This window comes from Agromyces larvae (assembly GCF_022811705.1).
GTDB classification, from domain to species: Bacteria; Actinomycetota; Actinomycetes; order Actinomycetales; family Microbacteriaceae; genus Agromyces; species Agromyces larvae.
Map to the genome: position 1 here is coordinate 834,369 of NZ_CP094528.1, position 20,458 is coordinate 854,826.

19 protein-coding genes are annotated in these 20,458 nt (G+C 70.4%); 11 read left to right on the top strand and 8 right to left on the bottom strand.

What is annotated here, in order from left to right:
• Nucleotides 1-167 precede the first annotated feature (167 nt).
• On the top strand, nt 168-1,943 hold the full coding sequence (gene leuA / locus MTO99_RS03835; RefSeq protein ID WP_243557091.1) for a 2-isopropylmalate synthase: 1,776 nt from the start codon (nt 168-170) through the stop codon (nt 1,941-1,943).
• Nucleotides 1,944-1,992: 49 nt separating this feature from the next.
• Here the strand turns inward: leuA and MTO99_RS03840 are convergent, their stop codons facing one another.
• A complete protein-coding gene (locus MTO99_RS03840) occupies nt 1,993-2,679 on the bottom strand; it encodes a trimeric intracellular cation channel family protein (RefSeq protein ID WP_243557093.1) in 687 nt (228 codons plus the stop codon).
• An 88-nt stretch (nt 2,680-2,767) separates the two neighbouring features.
• Here MTO99_RS03840 and recO point away from each other — a divergent pair, with 88 nt between their 5' ends.
• Nucleotides 2,768-3,505 carry a DNA repair protein RecO gene (recO, locus tag MTO99_RS03845; protein ID WP_243557095.1) on the top strand — a complete coding sequence of 246 codons (738 nt, stop codon included), beginning with the start codon at nt 2,768-2,770 and terminating at the stop codon, nt 3,503-3,505.
• Nucleotides 3,502-4,311 carry an isoprenyl transferase gene (locus tag MTO99_RS03850; RefSeq protein WP_243557097.1) on the top strand — a complete coding sequence of 270 codons (810 nt, stop codon included), beginning with the start codon at nt 3,502-3,504 and terminating at the stop codon, nt 4,309-4,311. The genes recO and MTO99_RS03850 overlap by 4 nt, the downstream gene beginning before the upstream one ends.
• A 29-nt stretch (nt 4,312-4,340) precedes the next feature.
• Here the strand turns inward: MTO99_RS03850 and MTO99_RS03855 are convergent, their stop codons facing one another.
• Nucleotides 4,341-6,122 (bottom strand): ABC1 kinase family protein, encoded by a 1,782-nt coding sequence (locus MTO99_RS03855; protein ID WP_243557099.1) that lies wholly within the window; start codon nt 6,120-6,122, stop codon nt 4,341-4,343.
• 5 nt (nt 6,123-6,127) lie between these two features.
• Complete coding sequence (locus MTO99_RS03860) at nt 6,128-6,712, bottom strand: PadR family transcriptional regulator (RefSeq protein ID WP_243557101.1); 585 nt, start codon at nt 6,710-6,712, stop codon at nt 6,128-6,130.
• 117 nt (nt 6,713-6,829) lie between these two features.
• Between MTO99_RS03860 and MTO99_RS03865 the strand changes: the two genes are divergently transcribed.
• Both MTO99_RS03865 and MTO99_RS19025 read left to right on the top strand, forming a co-directional pair.
• Entirely contained in the window at nt 6,830-7,492 is a 663-nt protein-coding gene (locus MTO99_RS03865; RefSeq protein ID WP_243557103.1) for a DsbA family oxidoreductase, read from the top strand.
• Nucleotides 7,489-7,617: a hypothetical protein gene (locus MTO99_RS19025; RefSeq protein ID WP_256461034.1), complete on the top strand. Its 129-nt coding sequence runs from the start codon at nt 7,489-7,491 to the stop codon at nt 7,615-7,617. Before MTO99_RS03865 ends, MTO99_RS19025 begins: the two co-directional genes overlap by 4 nt.
• A gap of 17 nt (nt 7,618-7,634) precedes the next feature.
• On the opposite strand, the gene MTO99_RS03870 is transcribed toward MTO99_RS19025, so the two are convergent.
• Both MTO99_RS03870 and MTO99_RS03875 read right to left on the bottom strand, forming a co-directional pair.
• Nucleotides 7,635-8,081, bottom strand: a complete 447-nt coding sequence (locus tag MTO99_RS03870) for an Imm63 family immunity protein (RefSeq protein WP_243557105.1) — start codon at nt 8,079-8,081, stop codon at nt 7,635-7,637.
• Entirely contained in the window at nt 8,078-8,560 is a 483-nt protein-coding gene (locus MTO99_RS03875) for an aminoacyl-tRNA deacylase (RefSeq protein WP_243557107.1), read from the bottom strand. Before MTO99_RS03875 ends, MTO99_RS03870 begins: the two co-directional genes overlap by 4 nt.
• Nucleotides 8,561-8,653: 93 nt before the next feature.
• Between MTO99_RS03875 and dusB the strand changes: the two genes are divergently transcribed.
• The 4 genes from dusB to dnaG are packed head-to-tail and all read left to right on the top strand — an operon-like array spanning nt 8,654 to nt 13,353.
• Complete coding sequence (gene dusB, locus MTO99_RS03880) at nt 8,654-9,838, top strand: tRNA dihydrouridine synthase DusB (protein WP_243557109.1); 1,185 nt, start codon at nt 8,654-8,656, stop codon at nt 9,836-9,838.
• Nucleotide 9,839: 1 nt separating this feature from the next.
• Nucleotides 9,840-11,099 carry a deoxyguanosinetriphosphate triphosphohydrolase gene (locus MTO99_RS03885; protein ID WP_243557111.1) on the top strand — a complete coding sequence of 420 codons (1,260 nt, stop codon included), beginning with the start codon at nt 9,840-9,842 and terminating at the stop codon, nt 11,097-11,099.
• The gene (locus MTO99_RS03890; RefSeq protein ID WP_243557113.1) at nt 11,096-11,467 is read left to right on the top strand and encodes a hypothetical protein; all 372 of its coding nucleotides are present in this window, start codon (nt 11,096-11,098) and stop codon (nt 11,465-11,467) included. Before MTO99_RS03885 ends, MTO99_RS03890 begins: the two co-directional genes overlap by 4 nt.
• 2 nt (nt 11,468-11,469) lie before the next feature.
• On the top strand, nt 11,470-13,353 hold the full coding sequence (dnaG, locus tag MTO99_RS03895; RefSeq protein ID WP_243557116.1) for a DNA primase: 1,884 nt from the start codon (nt 11,470-11,472) through the stop codon (nt 13,351-13,353).
• Between the two features lie 7 nt (nt 13,354-13,360).
• On the opposite strand, the gene MTO99_RS03900 is transcribed toward dnaG, so the two are convergent.
• The 3 genes from MTO99_RS03900 to MTO99_RS03910 all read right to left on the bottom strand — a co-directional run bounded on the left by MTO99_RS03900 (nt 13,361) and on the right by MTO99_RS03910 (nt 17,209).
• Nucleotides 13,361-13,942, bottom strand: coding sequence for a TlpA family protein disulfide reductase (locus MTO99_RS03900; protein ID WP_243557118.1), 582 nt, complete (start codon nt 13,940-13,942; stop codon nt 13,361-13,363).
• Entirely contained in the window at nt 13,942-14,310 is a 369-nt protein-coding gene (locus MTO99_RS03905) for a hypothetical protein (protein ID WP_243557120.1), read from the bottom strand. The genes MTO99_RS03900 and MTO99_RS03905 overlap by 1 nt, the downstream gene beginning before the upstream one ends.
• 202 nt (nt 14,311-14,512) lie before the next feature.
• Entirely contained in the window at nt 14,513-17,209 is a 2,697-nt protein-coding gene (locus MTO99_RS03910; protein WP_243557122.1) for a hypothetical protein, read from the bottom strand.
• Between the two features lie 434 nt (nt 17,210-17,643).
• Here MTO99_RS03910 and MTO99_RS03915 point away from each other — a divergent pair, with 434 nt between their 5' ends.
• Nucleotides 17,644-19,278 (top strand): ABC transporter substrate-binding protein, encoded by a 1,635-nt coding sequence (locus MTO99_RS03915; RefSeq protein ID WP_243557124.1) that lies wholly within the window; start codon nt 17,644-17,646, stop codon nt 19,276-19,278.
• Between the two features lie 88 nt (nt 19,279-19,366).
• Nucleotides 19,367-20,458, top strand: coding sequence for an ABC transporter permease (locus MTO99_RS03920; protein ID WP_243557126.1), 1,092 nt, complete (start codon nt 19,367-19,369; stop codon nt 20,456-20,458).

The following is a 20,458-nucleotide window of genomic DNA, read 5'->3' on the forward strand; positions in this document are numbered from 1 at the left end:
GGTCATCCGGCCGCCGACGTTTCGCGCATCGCGGCGACGGTGCTAGCCTTGCTGCGTGCTTCACGGCCTGCTTCTCCTTAGCTGCCGCAGCGAGTCCTAGTTCGAAGGCCTCCCTCGCTGCGGAGTTCGTCGTCGGCTGAAACCGAACCAAGCGAGAGAAGAATCCAGTGGAGAACCAGCAGAAGCCGTCCTCGATGCCCGTGCATCGGTACCGCCCGTACCACGAGCAGTTCCGCGTCGACCTGCCCGACCGCACCTGGCCCGACCGCCGCATCGAGGTCGCGCCGCGGTGGTGCGCCGTCGACCTGCGCGACGGCAACCAGGCGCTCATCGACCCGATGAGCCCCGAGCGCAAGCGCATCATGTTCGACCTGCTCGTCAAGATGGGCTACAAGGAGATCGAGGTCGGGTTCCCGAGCGCGAGCCAGACCGACTTCGATTTCGTCCGCAGCCTCATCGACGAAGGCGCGATCCCCGACGACGTCACCATCCAGGTGCTCACCCAGGCGCGCGACCACCTCATCGAACGCACCTACGAGGCGATCGCGGGGGCCAAGCAGGCGATCGTGCACCTGTACAACTCGACGAGCATCCTCCAGCGCGAGGTGGTGTTCCGCACCGACCGGCAGGGCATCATCGACATCGCCCTGCACGGCGCCCGGAAGTGCCGTGCGATGGAGGCGACCGTGCCCGGCACCACCGTCTACTACGAGTACTCGCCCGAGTCGTACACCGGCACCGAGCTCGAGTTCGCGGTCGACATCTGCAACCTGGTGCTCGAGGTGTTCGAGCCGACGCCCGAGCGCAATGTCATCATCAACCTGCCCTCCACCGTCGAGATGGCGACTCCGAACGTCTACGCCGACTCGATCGAGTGGATGAGCCGTCACCTGAACCACCGCGAGAACGTCATCCTCTCGCTGCACCCGCACAACGACCGCGGCACCGCGGTCGCGGCAGCCGAGCTCGGGTACCAGGCCGGCGCCGACCGCATCGAAGGCTGCCTGTTCGGCAACGGCGAGCGCACCGGCAACGTCGACCTGGTGGCGCTCGGCATCAACCTGTTCACGCAGGGCATCGACCCGCAGATCGACTTCAGCAACCTCGACGAGGTCAAGCGCACGGCCGAGTACTGCAACCAGCTGCCCGTGCACGAGCGCAGCCCGTGGGCCGGCGACCTGGTCTACACCGCCTTCTCGGGGTCGCACCAGGACGCCATCAAGAAGGGCTTCGAGGCGATGGAGGCGAAGGCCGAGGCGGCCGGCGTCGCGGTCGACGAGCTCGAGTGGGCCGTGCCGTACCTGCCCGTCGACCCGAAAGACCTGGGGCGCTCCTACGAGGCGGTCATCCGGGTCAACTCGCAGTCGGGCAAGGGCGGCGTCGCCTACCTGCTGAAGACCGACCACGCGCTCGACCTGCCGCGCCGACTCCAGATCGAATTCTCGGGCGTCGTCCAGCAGAAGACCGACACCGAGGGCGGCGAGGTCACGAGCGACGAGATCTGGCGCGTCTTCACCGACGAGTACCTGCCGGCGCCCGCCGAACGCCCCGACGAGAAGTGGGGCCGCTTCGAACTGCTTAGCCTGCGCACCGAGAGCGAACTCACCGGCGAGGTGCGCGTCCAGGTCGGCCTGCGCGACGGCGAGTCCCGGCTCGAGGTGGCGGGCACCGGCAACGGGCCCATCTCGGCGTTCCTGCAGGTGCTCGGCACCGAAGGCGTCGAGGTGAAACTGCTCGACTACGTCGAGCACACCCTGTCGGCCAGCGGCGACGCGCTCGCGGCGGCGTACGTCGAGGTGCAGGTCGACGGCCGGACCCTCTGGGGCGTCGGCATCGACGCCGACATCTCGACGGCGTCGCTGAAGGCCATCGTCTCGGCGGTCAACCGGGCGCTGCGCGGCGTGGTCCACGCCGCCGCGCCGTCGCTCGCCGGCGCCGTCTGATCGGGCCGTCCGGTCGCCCGCCCCGAGCCGCGGGCGGGTCGACCGCAGGTCAGCGACGGACGATCGGGATCATCCCGGTCTCCGTCGCGACCTTGCGCCGGTAGAGCATGCGCTGCTCGGGCAGCGAGATGTCGAAGATCACGGCGAGCCAGCGGATGAGCGTCGTCACCGCCGCCCCCACGATGCCGGCGATGGCGATCGGCACGCCGAACTCGTGCAGACCGGCCAGCACGAGGCATCCGGTGAGCGCCGCGACCGCGTAGAGCGAGCCGACGTGCATGATCGACACCGGCAGGCTCATGAGCACGTCGCGCAGCACCCCGCCGCCGACGGCCGCGCACGCGCCGACCATCACGGCGGGCACGAACGGCACGCCGAGGCTCAGCGCCTTGCTGGTGCCGAACGCGCCGAACAGCCCGATGACGAGCGCGTCGAGTCCGACGATGACGGCGTTCAGGCGCTGCAGCGGCGCGGCGAGCAGCATGCCGACCAGCGACGCGACCACCGCGGTCACGAGGTACCAGTTGCTCTGCAGACTCGCGGGCGGCAGGCCCAGGAGCAGGTCGCGGATCAGGCCGCCGCCGAGCCCGATGAGCGTGCCGATGATCGCGACGCCCAGCAGGTCGAGCCGGCGTTCGCCGCGGAACCCCGATGCGAACAGGGCTCCCTGCACGCCACCGAGGCCGACGGCGGTGAGCTCCAGCCAGAGCGGGATCGTGAACTGCGTGCCTTCCACGCTCACAGTGAATCATGCGCGGATGGCTCGCACCGCGACATCCGCGCCCGCTGCCGTGGCCGTCGGCGGCGGGTGGGAGAATCGCAGGGTGCCGGTCTACCGAGATGAAGCCGTCGTGCTGCGCACCCACAAGCTGGGCGAGGCCGACCGCATCGTCACCCTGCTCACCCGTCGGCACGGCAAGATCCGCGCCGTCGCCCGCGGGGTGCGGCGCACCGCGTCGAAGTTCGGCGCCCGGCTCGAGCCGTTCATGGTCGCCGACCTGCAGCTGTACGAGGGCCGCACGCTCGACGTGATCACCCAGGCCGAGTCGCTCGGCAGCTACGGCGCCGAGATCTCGCGCGACTACGCGGCGTACACCGCCGCGAACGCCATGGTCGAGACCGCCGATCGGGTCACCGAGGCCGAGGGGTCGCTGCAGCAGTACCTGCTGCTGGTGGGCGCGCTGCGCTCGCTCTCGCGGCGCGAGCACGGTGCCGGCCTCACACTCGACTCGTATCTGCTGCGCGCGCTCGCGCTCGCGGGCTGGGCGCCCACCTTCCAGGACTGCGCGCGATGCGGGGCGACCGGGCCGCACACCGCGGTCGTGGTGCAGCTCGGCGGCGTGGTGTGCGACGACTGCGCCCCGCCCGGCGTTCCGCGCATCGACGCGGCGACGGTCGGGCTGCTCGGGGCGCTGCTGACCGGCGACTGGGCATCGGCCGAGGCATCCGGCGAACGCGATCGCAACCAGGCCAGCGGCATCGTCGCGGCCTACACCCAGTGGCACCTCGAGCGGGGTCTCCGCTCGCTGCCGCACGTCTCCAGAGGAGCATCCGACCAGTGAGCCCGAAGCCGTACACGCACAAGGACGCGGTGCCCTACCGTCCGCTCGACTGGACGGGGCTGTATCCGCCCGAACTGCCGAAGCAGGCGGTGCCCGATCACGTCGCGATCGTGATGGACGGCAACGGCCGCTGGGCGAACCGGCAGGGGCTCACCCGCATCGAGGGGCACAAGGCGGGCGAGGAGGTGCTGCTCGACGTGGTCGCCGGCGCCATCCAGATCGGGGTGAAGCACCTGTCGGTGTACGCGTTCTCGACCGAGAACTGGAAGCGCAGCCCCGAGGAGGTGCGGTTCCTGATGGGCTACAACCGCGACGTGCTGCACCGCCGGCGAGACCAGCTCAACGAGTGGGACGTGCGCATCCGGTGGGCCGGGCGCAAGCCGCGGCTGTGGAAGTCGGTCATCGACGAGTTGCAGGTCGCCGAACGTCTCACCGCCCGCAACACCGGCCTGCAGTTCACGATGTGCGTGAACTACGGCGGGCGCAACGAACTCGTCGACGCGATGCGCGTGATCGCCGACGATGTCGCGGCAGGGCGCATCCGCCCCTCGGCCGTCACCGAGAAGCTGATCGGCCGGCACCTCTACGTGCCCGACATGCCCGACGTCGACCTGTTCGTGCGCAGCTCGGGGGAGCAGCGGACGTCGAACTTCCTGCTCTGGCAGTCGGCGTACGCCGAGATGGTGTTCCTCGACACGCTGTGGCCCGACTTCTCGCGGGTCGATCTCTGGCAGGCGATCGAGCTGTACGCGAGCCGCAACCGCCGGTTCGGCGGGGCGGTGGACGCGCCGACGACCGGCGCGTAGGCGCGGCCGACCGACCGGCTGGCCGCCGCTCAGCGCGACCGGCGCCGGTGCGCGACGCCCGCGAACAGCGCGTGCAGCAGCGGCAGCGCCGACCCGATCATGAGCGCCGTGCCGAGCGCGGGGTTCGCCGCGACGAGCACCGCACCGCCGATCAGCAGCGCCGCGAACAGCACCGCGGAGACCACCCGGCGGGCGACGCCCTCGAGGCGGTCGAGACGCCGCTCCAGGCGGGTGGTGTCGAAGGTCAGGGTGCCCTGCTCGGCCTGGCCGAGCACGCGGTCGAGCCGCTGCGGCATGCCCCACAGCAGACCGGCCGTGGCGACCGCGCGGCCGAGGACGTCCTGGGCGAGGTTCCCGCGCTCCTCGTCGAGCAGCCTCGTCGCGTAGGGTTCGACCGCCTCCCACACGTTGAACGCGGGATCGAGCCCGCTGCACATGCCCGAGGTGAGCGCCAGGGCGCGCATGAGCAGCAGCAGGCGCTCGGGAAGCTGGAGCGGGAGCGAGCGCATCACATCGCCGAACTCCTCTCCGAAGTCGCGCAGCTCGCGCGGGTCGACGTCGCGCAGCTGGGCGAATGCCATCCCGCCGAAGCGATCGAACAGTTCGGTGAGCGCGCGTTCGAGCTCGTCGGTGTCGCCCGAGGGCATGAGCACGCCGATCTCGTGCGCCGCCTCGATCATGCCGCGGCCGTCTCGCGCGGCCACGGCGATGACGAGCGCCCGCAGCCCCGAGCGCAGCTCGGCGGGCACCTCGGCCATCATGCCGAAGTCGACGAAGGTGATGCGCCAGGGCGCGGTGCCGCCGGGCGCGGCGCCGCCGGGCGCGGCGCCGCCGGCCGCGGCGCCGCCGGGCGCGGTGCCGCCGGGCGCGGTGCCGCCGGCACCGGTGCGCTCCGCCCCGCGCAGCGGCGTGACGAACAGGTTGCCGGGGTGCGGGTCGGCGTGCACGAAGGCGTGCGTGAACACCTGCTCGAACATCAGCTCGGCGAACACCCGCGCGACGTCGGCCGGGTCGATGCCGGCGTCGCGCAGCGCCGCGACGTCGTTGATCTTGATCGCGGTGACATCCTCGAGGGCGAGCACCCGCCGGGTGGTCCGCTCCCACACGACCGCCGGTGCGCCCACGCGCTCATGCCCGGCGAATGACTCCGCGAAGCGTTCGGCGGAGGCGGCCTCGTGCAGGTAGTCGATCTCCTCGAGGCTCGTCTGCGCGAACTCCTCCACGAGGGCGGGAGCATCGACGTGGTCCGCGACGAGGCGCACTCGGCTGAGCCATCCGCCGATGCGCCGCAGCGCGGCGAGGTCGACCGCGACGATCCGCTCGATACCGGGCCGCTGCACCTTCACCACGACCCCGTCGAAGCCGGTCTCGGCGGCGTCGGCGGGCCGGAGACGGGCTCGGTGGGCCTGCCCGAGCGACGCCGCGGCGACGGGCACCTCGTCGAATCGCGCGAAGACCTGCTCGAGGCTCGCACCGAGTTCGGCTTCGGCGAGTTCACGGATGGCCGCGAACTCGACCGGCGGCACCTCGTCCTGCAACCCCTCGAGTTCGGCGGTGACCTCGGGCGGCAGCACGTCGAGGCGCGAGGAGAGGAACTGGCCGACCTTGATCATGAGACCGCCGAGCTCGACGGCGAGCGCGTGGAACCGCTGCGCGACGCCGCGCATGCGCCGTGAACGGCTCGCCTCGGCGATGCGCGCGAGTCCGATCCGCGGCAGGACGAGTTCGTACCACCACAGCTGCGCCAGTGCGCGTGCGGCGAAGCGCAGGATGCGGCGGGAGCGGGCGCGCTGGGCGCGCGAGTCCGGCACGCGGGTCAGCCCTGGGCGAGGATCGCGTACAGGGCTCGGCGGGCGTCGTCGAGCACGGCGACGGCCTCCTGCACCTGGGCGGGGCTGCCCGTACGGGCGACCTGCGCGGTCGCGGCGGCCAGTTCGACGCCGGCCTTCGAGAGTGCGCGATGCGGGCCGGCGTCGCGCGGCGAGGACGACTCCCACGGCGCCGGCCGGTCGGCCGCGGCCGAGGCCTGCTCGCGACCGAGGTCGGTGAGCGAGTACGTCTTGCGCCCGCGCAGCTCCTCGGCGACGATCAGCCCCTCGTCGGCGAGCAGCTGCAGGGTGGGGTACACCGAGCCGGCGCTCGGCTTCCACGAGCCGCCGCTGCGTTCCTCGATCTCGCTGATGATCTGGTAGCCGTGCATCGGCTCTTCCGCGAGCAGGGCGAGCACGGCGGCGCGCACGTCGCCGCGCGCCATCCGCGTCGAACCGGTGCGCTGTTCGAACGACGAACGCATCTGCTCGAGCGCCTCCCAGATCGCCGCGCCGGGGTTGTCGCCGGCGCCGGCGAATCCTCCGCCGAATCCCGTGCTGCCGAATCCGTTCTGGCGGCGTGGTCCGTTCATCATGGCCCCCTCTGACGATGTGCGAACGATACTCGACGATATATCGTTCGCGGCCGGGCCGATAGGGGGCCGCGATCGGCGGGAATACGAACGCATGGATGCCTCGTTGCCTCTCACGTGAGTACTCCCATCAAGATCGACATCTGGTCCGACATCGCCTGCCCGTGGTGCTACATCGGCAAGCGGCACCTCGAAGCCGGCATCGCCGCGCTCGGCGACGACGCCCCCGACGTCGAGATCGAGTACCACTCGTTCGAGCTCTCGCCCGACACGCCGCTCGACTTCGAGGGCTCGACGGTCGAGTACCTCTCGGAGCGCAAGGGCATGCCCGTCGAGCGGGTCGAGCAGATGCTCGAGCACGTGACCGGCGTGGCCGCGAAGGCCGGTCTCGAGTACCACTTCGAGAAGGTCGCGCACACCAAGACGCTGAAGGCCCACGAGCTGCTGCATTTCGCGAAGGCGCACGGCAAGCAGCTCGAGCTGAAGGAGCGCCTGCTGAAGGCGTACTTCACCGAGGGTGGCCGGGTGAACCGTATCGATGAGCTCGTCGCGTACGCGGAGGAGCTGGGGCTGGATGCGGCCGAAGCGCGCGAGGCGCTCGATTCCGGCCGCTACGCCCCCGACGTGCAAGCGGACATCGCGCAGGCGGGTGCCTACGGTATCCAGGGGGTGCCGTTCTTCGTCTTCGAGGGCAAGTACGGCGTCTCGGGCGCGCAGCCGGCCGAGGTGTTCGCGAACGTGCTCACGCAGGTCGCAGAAGAGCAGGAGCAGGTCGCGTGAGCGAGCCGTCGGATGCTCCGGTCACGGATGCTCCGCTGCCGGCGCCGTTCACGATGGTGACGGGCGCCGCAGACGCGATGGTCTGCGAGGGCGACGTCTGCTTCGTGCCCGGCGCCGAGGCGTAGCGGGCGGGTCGGCCACGTCAGTCGTGGTACGGAGACCTCGAGAGGATCTCGTCGATCCTCCGTCGCGTGCGCTCGCCCCAGGCCGGCGAGAGCGCCGTCATCAGCGCTTCCCATTCGGGGAACCACAGACGTCGGGTGTCGCCCGTGAACCCGGGAGGCCTCCGTCGAGTCCGCGGCACGGCATTCCACGCGATCTGGTGGACGTGCGAGTCCATGACCCAGAAGACCAGCTCGTCGAGGTCGGTCGTCTCCCGGCGCAGGCACTCCCGTCCGCGTTCGAAGGCGAGGTACCGGTGGACGCCGTCGTCCACCTCGATGAACGGGTATGCGGCATCGCGGTTGACGTCGTCGACCTTCCACTGGATGGACTCGCCGGTCAGGCGCTCGAGGCGGTCGTACCACCCGTCGAGCTCGGCGAGCACGGCGGGCAGGTCGAACTGGCGCTCGGAGGCCGCCACGCTCACTCGGGCTCGCTGATGTCGGCGACCGTCGCGTCGAACGCGGCGATGAGCGCGTCGGCGTCGACGAAGAGGCTGCGGCCGTGTTCGCCCGCGCCCATCGAGACGCGTCGGCCGACCACGGCCTCGTCGACGACGACGGGCCACGCGGTGGTCGAACCGAGCGGGGTGATGGTGCCGCGCTCGTACCCGGTCGCGGCGAGGGCCAGCGAGGCATCCGGCAGCTGCAGTTTGTTGACGCCGAGCAGGGCGCGCAGCTTCGGCCAGCTGATCTTGCGGCCGCCCGGCACGAGCGCGAATACGTAGGTGTCGTCGCTGCGCTTCACCACGAGCGACTTCACGATGTCGCCGGGCTCGATGCCGAGCAGCGCGGCAGCCTCCTGGAGGCTCCGCGCCGCGGGCCGCTCGATGACCTCGACCTCGAGGCCTCTGGCCGCGGCATCCGCCCGCACCCGATCGGCGCCGCTCGGCGTTCCGTCCGTCATCCGTTCCTCCCCAGGCTCAGCTTCTCGAATCCTAGGCGCGTCGCGACCGCCGATCGGCGGCGCGGGTCCAGAAGTCTGGGAGAATCGGAGGCGATGTCACTTCCCACCACCGCCACCCGCGACCCGCTGTCCATCGGCGGCATCGAGCTCGACGTGCCCGTCGTGCTCGCACCGATGGCGGGCATCACCAACACGGCGTTCCGCCGGCTCTGCCGCGAGTTCGGCGCCGGCCTCTACGTCAGCGAGATGATCACCAGTCGCGCGCTCGTCGAGCGTACGCCCGAGTCGATGCGGCTCATCACGCACCACGAATCCGAGACGCCCCGGTCGATCCAGCTCTACGGCGTCGACCCGAAGACGGTCGCCGACGCGGTCGCCATGCTCGTCGCCGAAGACCGGGCCGACCACATCGACCTGAACTTCGGATGCCCCGTGCCGAAGGTCACCCGCAAGGGCGGGGGTGCTGCGCTGCCGTGGAAGTCGGGGCTGTTCCGCGGCATCGTCGAGGGCGCGGTCAAGGCTGCGGGCGACATCCCGCTGACGGTGAAGATGCGCAAGGGCATCGACGCCGACCACCTCACCTACCTCGAAGCCGGTCGCATCGCCGAGGGCGCCGGCGTCGCCGCGGTGGCGCTGCACGCGCGCACCGCCGCCGAGTTCTACTCGGGGCAGGCCGACTGGTCGGCCATCGCGAAGCTGAAAGAGACCGTCACGAGCGTGCCGGTGCTCGGCAACGGCGACATCTGGTCGGCCGACGACGCACTGCGCATGGTCGACGAGACGGGGTGCGACGGCGTCGTCGTCGGCCGGGGATGCCTCGGGCGGCCGTGGTTGTTCGGCGATCTGGCCGCGGCGTTCCGCCCGTCGACAGGCTCCCCTTCGACAAGCTCAGGGAGCGTTCGTCATCAGCCGAGCCTCGGCGAGGTGGCGCGCGCCTTCCGCCGGCACGCCGAACTGCTGGTCGAGTTCTTCGACAGCGAAGAGCGCGGGTGCCGCGACATCCGCAAGCACGTCGCCTGGTACTTCAAGGGCTACCCGGTCGGCGGCGAACTGCGGGCCAGGCTCGCGACCGTCGAATCGCTCGCCCACCTCGACGACCTGCTGGGCGAGCTCGACTGGTCGACGCCGTACCCCGGAGAGGGCGCCGAGGGGCCGCGCGGCCGCGCCGGCACGCCGAAGCAGCCCGCGCTGCCCGACGGCTGGCTCGCGTCGCGAGAGCTCGCCGGCCACGACCGCAGCACGCTCGTCGACGCCGAACTCGACACGAGCGGCGGCTGACTTGCGCGAGCGACGACTGTTCGGCGGCTACGACGACGCCGACCACGAACGGCGACTGCCCGAAGACCACTCCTCGCGGCGCAGCGACTTCGCGCGCGACCGAGCCCGCCTGCTGCACTCCAGCGCGCTGCGCCGGCTGGCGGCGAAAACGCAGGTGCTCAGCCCGACCGCCGGTCTCGACTTCGCCCGCAACCGGCTCACGCACTCGCTCGAAGTGGCGCAGATCGGCCGCGAGCTGGCGGCGAATCTGGCGCTCGACCCCGACGTGGTCGACACGGCCTGCCTCGCGCACGACCTCGGGCACCCGCCGTTCGGGCACAACGGCGAGCGGGCCTTGAACGCCTGGGCCGCCGACATCGGCGGGTTCGAGGGCAACGCGCAGACCCTGCGCATCCTCACCCGCCTGGAGCCGAAGGTGTTCGGCGACGACGGCCGCAGCTACGGGCTCAACCTCACCCGCGCGAGCCTCGACGCGAGCTGCAAGTACCCCTGGCCCGAGGACACGGGCGTGCCCGACCCGTCGGGCCGGCGCAAGTTCGGCGTCTACGACGACGACCTCGACGTGTTCCGCTGGCTGCGGCGGGGCGCACCGGCCCGACGCCTCTGCGTCGAGGCGCAGGTGATGGATCTCAGCGACGACATCGCCTACTCGGTGCACGACTTCGAAGACGCGGTGGTGAACGGGTACCTCGACGTCGCGGCCCTGGGCTCCCGAGCCGACCACGACGACCTGGTGCGGTCGATGTACGACTGGATCGGCGGATCGATTCCCCACGACGAACTGATGGCGGCGTTCGACCGACTCGACTCGCTCGACGTGTGGCTCGACTCGTGGGATTCGAGCCGGCGCGACCAGGCCCGCTTGAAGAACCTCACCAGCGAGCTGATCGGCCGGTTCGCCCGTGCCGCCACCGATGCGACGCGCGCAGCGTTCCCGTCGCCGACCCTGATCCGGTTCGACGCCGACGTGGTCGTGCCCCGGGGCATCCAAGCCGAGATCGCAGTGCTGAAGGGCATCGTCGCGACGTTCGTGATGTCGCGCAACACCCGGCAGCCGATCTACGAGCAGCAGCGCGAGGTGCTGACCTCGCTCGCCGACGTGCTCTTCGATCGCGGGCCCGACGCGCTCGACCCCGGGTTCGCCGAAGACTGGGCGGTCGCCGCCGACGACGCCGCGCGCCGACGCGTCGTCGTCGACCAGGTGCAGAGCCTCACCGACCAGTCGGCGCTGGCGTGGTACGAACGGCTCGTGCAGCGATGAGGGTGCGGACTCCCTTCGACGAGCTCAGGGAGCCTGGGTTCGCTGAGCCGGTCGAAGCGGGGCGCCCCTTCGACGAGCTCAGGGAGCCTGGGTTCGCTGAGCCGGTCGAAGCGGGGCGACCCTTCGACGAGCTCAGGGAGCTTGGGTTCGCTGAGCCGGTCGAAGCGGGGCGACCCTTCGACGAGCTCAGGGAGCTTGGGTTCGCTGCGCCGGTCGAGGCGGGGCGCCCCTTCGACGTGCTCAGGGAGCTTGGGCTCGCTGCGCCGGTCGAGGCGGGGCGCCCCTTCGACGTGCTCAGGGAGCTTGGGCTCGCTGAGCCTGTCGAAGCGGGGCGACCCTTCGACGCGCTCCGGGAACCTAGGATGTGACCATGCCCGGCCGGATTCGACAATCAGACGTCGACGAGGTCAAGGCCCGTACGAACATCGCCGACATCGTCGGCGAACACGTGAGCCTGAAGTCCGCGGGCGTCGGTTCGATGAAGGGGCTCTGCCCGTTCCACGACGAGCGCAGCCCGAGCTTCCACGTGCGGCCCGGCCTCGGGTACTACCACTGCTTCGGCTGCGGCGAGTCGGGCGATGTGTACACGTTCCTCCAGCGCATGGACCATGTGACGTTCAGCGAGGCCGTCGAGCGGCTCGCGGGCCGGCTCGGCTACCAGCTCCACTACGAGGACGGCGGCCCCGCGCAGGACCACGGCAACCGCGCGCGGCTGCTGGCGGCGAACCAGGCGGCGGCGGAGTTCTTCGTCGAGCAGCTCGGCACGCCCGAGGCCGAGGTGGGGCGCCGGTTCCTGGGGGAGCGCGGCTTCGACGCCGAGGCGGCGTCCCGGTTCGGCGTCGGCTTCGCGCCGAAGAGCTGGGATCGCTTGACGAACCACCTGAAGAGCCGCGGGTTCACCACCGACGAGCTCGCGGCCGCGGGCCTCGTCTCGCAGGGCGACCGGGGGGTGTACGACCGGTTCCGCGGGCGGCTGGTGTGGCCGATCCGCGATGTCACCGGCCAGACCGTGGGGTTCGGCGCGCGACGCCTGCTCGACGACGACAACGGCCCGAAGTACCTGAACACCCCCGAGACGGCGCTGTACCGCAAGGCGCAGGTGCTCTACGGCCTCGACCTGGCCAAGCGCGACATCTCGAAGTCGCATCGCGTGGTCGTCGTCGAGGGGTACACCGATGTGATGGCGTGCCACCTCGCCGGCGTCACCACCGCGATCGCCACCTGCGGCACGGCGTTCGGCGTCGAGCACATCAAGGTGCTGCGCCGGGTGCTGGGCGACGACTCGGGCGTCGGCGAGGTGGTGTTCACGTTCGACGGCGACGCGGCGGGCCAGCAGGCGGCGATGCGGGCGTTCGCGGAAGAGCAGCGGTTCCAGGCGCAGACCTACGTCGCGGTCGCGCCCGAGGGGCTCGACCCGTGCGACCTGCGACTGTCGCGGGGCGACCGCGCGGTGCGCGACCTCGTCGAGACCCGCACCCCGATGTTCGACTTCGTGATCCGCCACACCGTGACGAAGTTCGACCTCGAAACGGTCGAGGGGCGGGTCGGGGCGTTGCGGGCGGCGGCGCCGATCGTCGCCGACCTGCGCGACCCGGCCATGCGGCCCGGCTATACGCGCGAGCTCGCGCGCATGCTCGGCATGGAGCTCGGCGAGGTCGATCGCGCCGTCCGGGCCGCGCGCGGCCGCGCGCCCGACACCGCTTCGGCGCGGCAGGGTCGCGGCGAGGCATCCGGCGAGGCATCCGGTCGCGGCGGTGAGCTCCAGACGGATGCTCCGGTGCGCCCGTTCTCGATCACCGAGCTGCCCGGCGACCCGTCGACCCGGCTCGAACGCGACGCGCTCCAGGCGATGCTGCAGTACCCCGAGTCGGTCGGCGACGACCTCATCCGCCGGGCCACCGACAGCCGGTTCGGCAACGAGACGCTCGCGGTGGTGCGCGACGGCATCGCGTCGACGCTCGCCGCCGACGGCTCGGTGAAGGTCGACCGGGTGATGGCCGAGGTGCCGGCGCCGTACGCCGGGGTGGTGCAGCAGCTCGCGGTCGCGCCGGTGCCGCAGCGCAGCACGGGCGAGCTCTCGGTCTACGTGACCGGCGTGGTCGGCGCCCTCGTCGAGCGCGAACTGCTGCGTCAGAAGCGCGAACTCCTCGGCCGCCTGCAGCGCACCGATGCGTCCGATCGCGAAACCTTCGCGAGCATCCAGCGCGCGCTCGTCGACATCGAACGCGAACGACGGGCGCTCGCGGGCGACTGAGGCGGCCTCAGCCGCGCTGGATGATGCGGTCGAGTTCCGTGCGCAGCTTCGCCTCGTCCGCGCCGCCGGGCCACAGCTTCAGCAGGCGCCCGTCGGCATCGACGAGGGCCGTCATCGGCGGCTCGTCGACCGCGTAGGACCGCCAGATCCGCAGGTCGGGGTCGTGGATGACCGGCTGCTCGACGCCGAGGTCGTCGAGATGCCGCATCAGGTCGTCGACGCCGTCGGCAGGGTCGCCCGCGACGAGCGCGACCGTGATCGCGTCGCCGTAGTCGCGGGTGATCGCGTCGATGACGCCCTGCTGCTCGTCGCAGCGCGTGCACCAGGATGTGGTGAACTGCAGCACGGCGGGGCGTTCGCCCCACAGCGTCTCGCCGTCGACCGCGGTCCCGTCGACGAGGGCGGCGTCGATCGCGGGCGCGTTCGGCGCCGACTCCGTCGAGACGAAGGTGATGTCGTCGGGCACGGTGCCCGGCAGACGGTCGGCACCTCCGCGAGGCCCTGAGGTGCAGCCCGCGAGCGCGAGCGCCAGGAGCGCGGCGGCCACGGCCGCGGCGGCCGACCGGATGCGCGGGGAGAGTCGGGGCATCAGCGGTCTCCGGTCTCGAGGATGACGCCGGGATCGGCGATGGGCGGGACCGCGAGCGGGGGCGTGTCGCCGTCGGCGCTGCGGTACCGGTAGGTGCCGGCGTCGTGCCCGTCGATGCTCGCGGCGTACTCGACGTCGGTCGCCAGGCCCTGAGGTTCGATGCGGAACCGGCAGGCCGTCGGAATCCGGGGCGCCGCCCCGTAGTCGAGGTTGTCGATGCGCACCGCCTCGCCGTCGGGCAGCTCGATCGCGATGCGTTCGTCGTCGTGCTCGAGCACGAGCTCCGAGCCGCGGTGGATGTACTGGTAGGGCCGGGCGCCCGAACAGGCCTCGCCGGCGACGCGCAGGTGCGCGTCGCGGACGAGCACGTCGAACGCGGCGCCGGAGGCGCCGCCACCGGTGCGGCCGTCGGCGGACGCGTCGGCGCACCCCGTGAGCCAGAGCGCGGCGAGTGCGGCGACCGCCGCAGCGATGCCGGGGGAGGGATCTGGTCATGGTGCGACTCCGAGGTCTTCCGGGCGGGACGGGTGCCTCCCCGCTTCCACGGGGAGGCACCCGACCGTCTCGACGCTAGTTCAGTGTGAACGTGAGCGTCGTGGCGTTGCCCGCCACGTCGTATACGACGAGCGTGTTCTCGCCTGCGACACCGCCGAACGCGCCGGGCTTGACGAAGTTGAGATCACTCCACGCGTTGTCCGTGAGATCCTTCACCACCCCGTTCAGCGTCAGCTTGTCGATCTTGCCGGCGTCGAAGAGCTTGAAGCTCACCAGCGAGTACACGCCGTCGGCGCCGGCCGTCTCGTTCGCGCCCGTCTTCACCGTGACCGTCGGCGCCGTCGCGTCGATCGAGAACGCGAACGTCCCGGTCTTCGCGATGTTGCCGGTGAGGTCTTCGGCGTTGTACTTGACGGTGTAATCGCCGTCGGGCAGCGCGACCGTGGCGACATGCGTGGCGCTCGAGGCGCCGTTCGCCGCGGTCTGCGTGCTCTTGAACAGCGTGCCGTTCTGGTAGATGTTCGCGACGACGCGCTTCAGCGCGTAGTTGTCGGTCGCATCGACCTGGATCGACAGCGCCTGGAACGGCCCGGCGGTGGTCGGGGTGACCAGGGTCGCCACCGGCTTGACCGCGTCCACGAGCGAGGTCGTGGTCGAGGCCGTCGCAGCCGGGTCGCTCTCAGAGGTCACGGTGACCGTGACGGCGGGAACGGCGGTCGGCGCGCCGTCGCCCTCGTACACCAGGTGCACGGGCACGTCCTTGGTCGCCCCGGTGCCCAGCGCGACGAGCGCGTTCGGCAGCTGCACGCGCCATCCGCCCGCCTCGCCCTGGATCGCCGCGGCGACCCGGTAGACGTCACCGTCGGAGAGCGCGTCGGCACCGGCGGCGCCGGTGTTCGTCACCGGAACCGTGAGGCCGATCAGGCCGCTCTCGGTCGAGCCCGAGGAGACGGGCTGGCCGAGCGCGACACCGCGCGCCTGCGTCGAGGTCGACGTCAGCGAGCGGATGGCCACGTCGTAGGACAGCAGGCCCTGGTCGTCGCGCTCCACATCGGTGATGTAGAAGTGCAGGCCGTTGGCCTCGTCGACGTACTCGTACTCCGAGCCGGAATCGGTTCCGGCGTGGAAGAGGGCGTCGTTGAGCTGGCGCTGGTCACCGCGGGTGATCATCACGGGCGTGCCGTCGGGGCGGACGTAGTCGACGGTGTCGATGTCCTGCGGGTTGGCGTCGATCGTCCAGATGAAGGGGTTCGAGTCCCGGTTCTTCGTCTTCGCGATCATGACGCCGTGGTCGGGCTGGAACGAGTCCGTGCCCATCCGGTCGATCACCTCGAGCGTGTAGTTGTCGAAGTTGCCGCCGTCGCAGTCCCATGTGGCGTTGCCCGCCGCGTCCCGGCCCTGCCGGGTGCACGAGCCGGTCGAGTTGTCGGCGGGGGCCGAGTCGGGCTTGTCCAGCACGAGGTTCACTCCCGTCGTCAGCCCTTCGCCCATCACCGCGCGCGACGTGATCCGCGTGCTCACGAGCCCGACCTGGTCGAGGGTCGCCTCGGGCAGGTTGACGTACTCGGACTCGTCGATGATGTTCAGGTTGATGCGGTTGCGAAGCGCGACGCCCGCGGGCTGCGAGCCGCCGGCGATCGACGGGACGCTCCACCGCTGGTGGGTGCCGCCCGGGCCGTTGAACGAACCGCGCGCGAGCACGTCGAACGGGCCGCTGGTGTCGCGCAGCGGGCCGCCGTCGGCGCCCTCGGTGCCGTACGGGTTGCCGTAGTTGTCGGAGATGCCGAGGATGTGGCTGAACTCGTGCGCGAAGGTGCCCATGCCCGACGACTCCGCCTGCGTGGAGTTGCCGGCGCGCCCGCCGGACGCGAAGTTCGCGTTCGGCCAGTGGTTGATGGCCGCCTGCCACGAGGTCCACGGGATGTACCGCGTCTTCGCCCAGTTCTTCATCGGCTGGCCGTTCTGGTCGAGCGCCACGCCGTTCTCGTCGCGCGGCGGACCGAAGTCGTCGGTGACGTCCTCGGGGTTCTCGAACAGCATCTGCCCGAACTCCTCCCACGTCGAGGACTCGTCGTGGCCGGCGGTGATGTAGAACACCTGGTCGAACTCGCGCAGCGGGTCGGGAACGCCCATGTCGGCGCCCCACAGCGAGAGCGCGTCGGTCCGGATGTTCTTATTGCAGCTGAGGCCCTGCGGGCAGTACGCGCTGTTGCCCGCGGCGCCCGGGTCCTTGTTGAACGAGTCGTTCAGGCCGTACTCCTCGATGTTGCCGGGGAGCTTGTACGGACCGAACGCCTCCATCTGCACGCTGAGGCGGCCGCCCGACTGCTCCATCCAGTACTCGTTGATGGTGCGGCCGTGGTTCAGCTCGTTCGGCGTGTTCAGGAGGTCGAGGTAGAACTGCGGAACGTCCTCGCGGTCGAGGCCGTTGGCGATCGAGGACGGGTCGCCGAACGGGTGAGCGCCCTCCTCCTCGGTCACGAGGAACGGCTGGTTCTCGAAGTCCAGCAGCACGATCGCGCCGTTGAACTGCCGAGTGCTGCCCTCGGTGTCGTCGGCCCAGTCGGTGCCCGGGACGGGGACGTAGTCGTCCCAGGTCATGTCGTCCATGTTGACCCAGTTCTGCGGGTCGATCGGATCGAGCACCGCGGGGTCGATGGGCGGGGGAGCGGCCGGCGCGGCGGCGGCCGTGGTCGAGGCGGCGGCCGCGGCCAGCACACCGGATGCCGCGACGAGCGCGACTCCGGTCCGCAGGCGACGGCGACGTTGCATCCTGCTCAATTCAGCTCCTTCATCAGCGGGGCCGTCGACGGGCGCCGGCGACCCGTGTGCGCCGACCGAGGTCGGCGATCCGCTCCCGATCGTGGTGCTGCGAGGACCGGATTACTCGGGAGCTTGGCAGGAGCCGTGGAGGTAATGCATCACATTTCGCGAGATCCATGCGTGGGAATCGGGGAACGGTATTCATCGAAATTTCCAACGGTTTCATTCGAGCAACACGTCTTCTGCTCGAATGATCGTCCGTGCTACCTCTAGGGAGACCGGGGTGCGAACGACCGCGGGGGCAACATTGCAGATCCATAAACATTGCCCCGGCCGTCGGCCGCTCCGCAGGGTGTTCCCCGGGGCCTGTGCTAGGCCTGAACCAGCAACGGCGTGGCTGCCCCGGCCACGTGCGTCGAATCCACAGGAAGAGGTAGACGGATATGGCATCCGCATCCCAGACCGGCCGCGGCATCGCCGTGGTCGCCGGGCTCTCGGTCGCCGCTCTCGCACTCGCCGGCTGCAGCGCCGGCGGTGGCGGAGGCGACCAGGGCGGCGGCGCGAGCACGCTGACCATCGGCACGACCGAGCAGGTCACGGCGCTCGACCCGGCCGGCTCGTACGACAACGGCTCCTTCGCCGTCATGAACCAGGTGTACCCGTTCCTGCTGAACACCCCCTACGGCAGCCCCGACGTCGAGCCCGACATCGCGGAGTCGGCCGAGTTCACCTCCGACACCGACTACACGGTGAAGCTCAAGGAGGGTCTGAAGTTCGCGAACGGCAACGACCTGACCTCCTCCGACGTCAAGTTCACGTTCGACCGTCAGCTGGACATCGCCGACCCGAACGGCCCCTCGTCGCTGCTGTACAACCTCGACAGCATCGAGACGCCCGACGACCTCACCGTCGTCTTCCACCTCATCTCGCCGAACGACCAGATCTTCCCGCAGATCCTGTCGAGCCCGGTGGGCCCGATCGTCGACGAAGAGGTCTTCTCGGCCGACTCGCTCACGAGCGACGACGACATCATCGAGGGCAAGCCGTTCGCCGGCCAGTACACGATCACGAGCTACTCGTTCAACGAGCTCATCGCGTACCAGGCGAACCCCGACTACGAGGGTCTGCTCGGCCCGGCTGAGACCGAGAAGATCAACGTCAAGTACTACACCGACGCGTCGAACCTGAAGCTCGACGTCCAGGAAGGCAACATCGACGTCGCGAACCGCACCCTGAGCGCGACCGACATCGAGGACCTCCGCGGCAACGACAACGTCAAGGTCGTCGACGGCCCCGGCGGCGAGATCCGCTACCTGGTCTTCAACTTCAACACGATGCCGTTCGGCGCGACGACCGCGGAGGCCGACCCGGCCAAGGCGCTCGCCGTCCGTCAGGCGGTGGCCGACCTGATCGACCGCGACGCGATCTCGGAGGACGTGTACAAGGGCACCTTCACGCCGCTGTACTCGTACATCCCGGCGGGCCTCACCGGCGCCACCGAGTCCCTGAAGGGCCTCTACGGCGACGGCAACGGCCAGCCCGACCCCGACAAGGCGGCCGAGCGGCTCGCCGCGGCGGGCGTCTCGACGCCGCTGGACATCTCGATCCAGTACGTCGCCGAGCGCTACGGCCCCTCGTCGAGCGACGAGTACGCGATCATCAAGGACAACCTCGAGTCGAGCGGCCTGTTCAAGGTCAACCTGCAGTCGACCGAGTGGGTCCAGTACTCGAAGGACCGCGTCGCGGACCTCTACCCGGCCTACCAGCTGGGTTGGTTCCCCGACTACTCGGACGCCGACAACTACCTCACGCCGTTCTTCCTCACCGAGAACTTCCTGGCGAACCACTACGACAACCCCGAGGTGAACGACCTCGTCCTCGAGCAGGCCACCACGGCCGACCCCGATGCGCGCACCGCGCTCATCGAGGAGATCCAGGACAAGGTGGCGGCCGACCTCTCCACCATCCCCTACATGCAGGGCGCTCAGGTGGCCGTGGTGGGCAAGGACGTCAGCGGCGCCGAGAAGACGCTGGATGCCTCGTTCAAGTTCCGCTACGCCGCGCTCTCGAAGGGCTAGGCCTACGGGCTAAAGTCGATCCCAGCTCGACCGACGGGGGCGACCCGCTTGTGCGGGTCGCCCCCGTTCTCTGCAATGTGAGGAATGCATGTCCGCTGTCGACCTGACACCGCAGCCCGGTACGCCGGCTGCGGGCGCGACCAGACCGAAATCCGGGAGAGGCGGGTTCGGGCGTTACCTGCTCGTCCGATTCCTGCTGATCTTCCCCACCATCTTCATCCTCGTCACGCTCGTGTTCTTCCTGATGCGACTGACCGGCGACCCGATCACGGCGGCCCAGGGCGGGCGCCTCGGGCCCGCCGAGCTCGAGCAGCTGCGCGCCGCGGCCGGATTCGACCGCCCCGTCCTGGTGCAGTACTTCGAGTACATCGGGCGCATCTTCGTGCTCGACTTCGGCACGACGTACACCACCAACCGCCCGGTGATCGAGGTGCTGCTCACGTACGGCCCCGCCACGTTCGAGCTCGTCTTCTACTCGCTCATCGTCGCCTTCGCGGTCGGCATCCCGCTCGGGCTGCGGGCCGCGTACCACCGCGACAAGCCCGAAGACGCGGTCTACCGGGTGCTCGCCATCTGGTGGTACGCGGTGCCGGTCTTCTTCGCCGGCCTCATCCTGAAGCTCATCTTCTCGGTGTGGTTGAAATGGTTCCCCGTCGCGGGACGTTCCAGCGTCGCCTCCGAGATCCAGATGCAGACGCTGCCGAACCGCACGGGCATCTACACGATCGACGCGATCCTGACCGGCGACCCGGCCGTCATCGGCGACGTCCTCTCGCACGTGGTGCTGCCCGCGATCACGCTGGGCCTGCTGACGGCGGGCATCTTCCTGCGGCTCGTGCGCACGAACGTCATCGGCACCCTCTCCACCGACTACGTCGACGCGGCGCGCTCGCGGGGCGTTCGGGAGTCGCGGCTGCTGCGCACCCACGCCTACCGGCCGGCGCTCATCCCGATCATCACGGTGATCGGCCTGCAGATCGCCCTGCTGCTCGGCGGTGCGGTGCTGACCGAGACCACCTTCGAGTGGCGCGGGCTGGGATTCCAGCTGGCCGAGTTCCTCGAGAACCGCGACTTCATCGCCGTGCAGGGCATCGTCGCGCTGCTGGCGGTGATCGTCGCCGTCACGAACTTCGTGGTCGACATCATCGCCGCCTTCATCGACCCGAGGGTGAGGTACTGA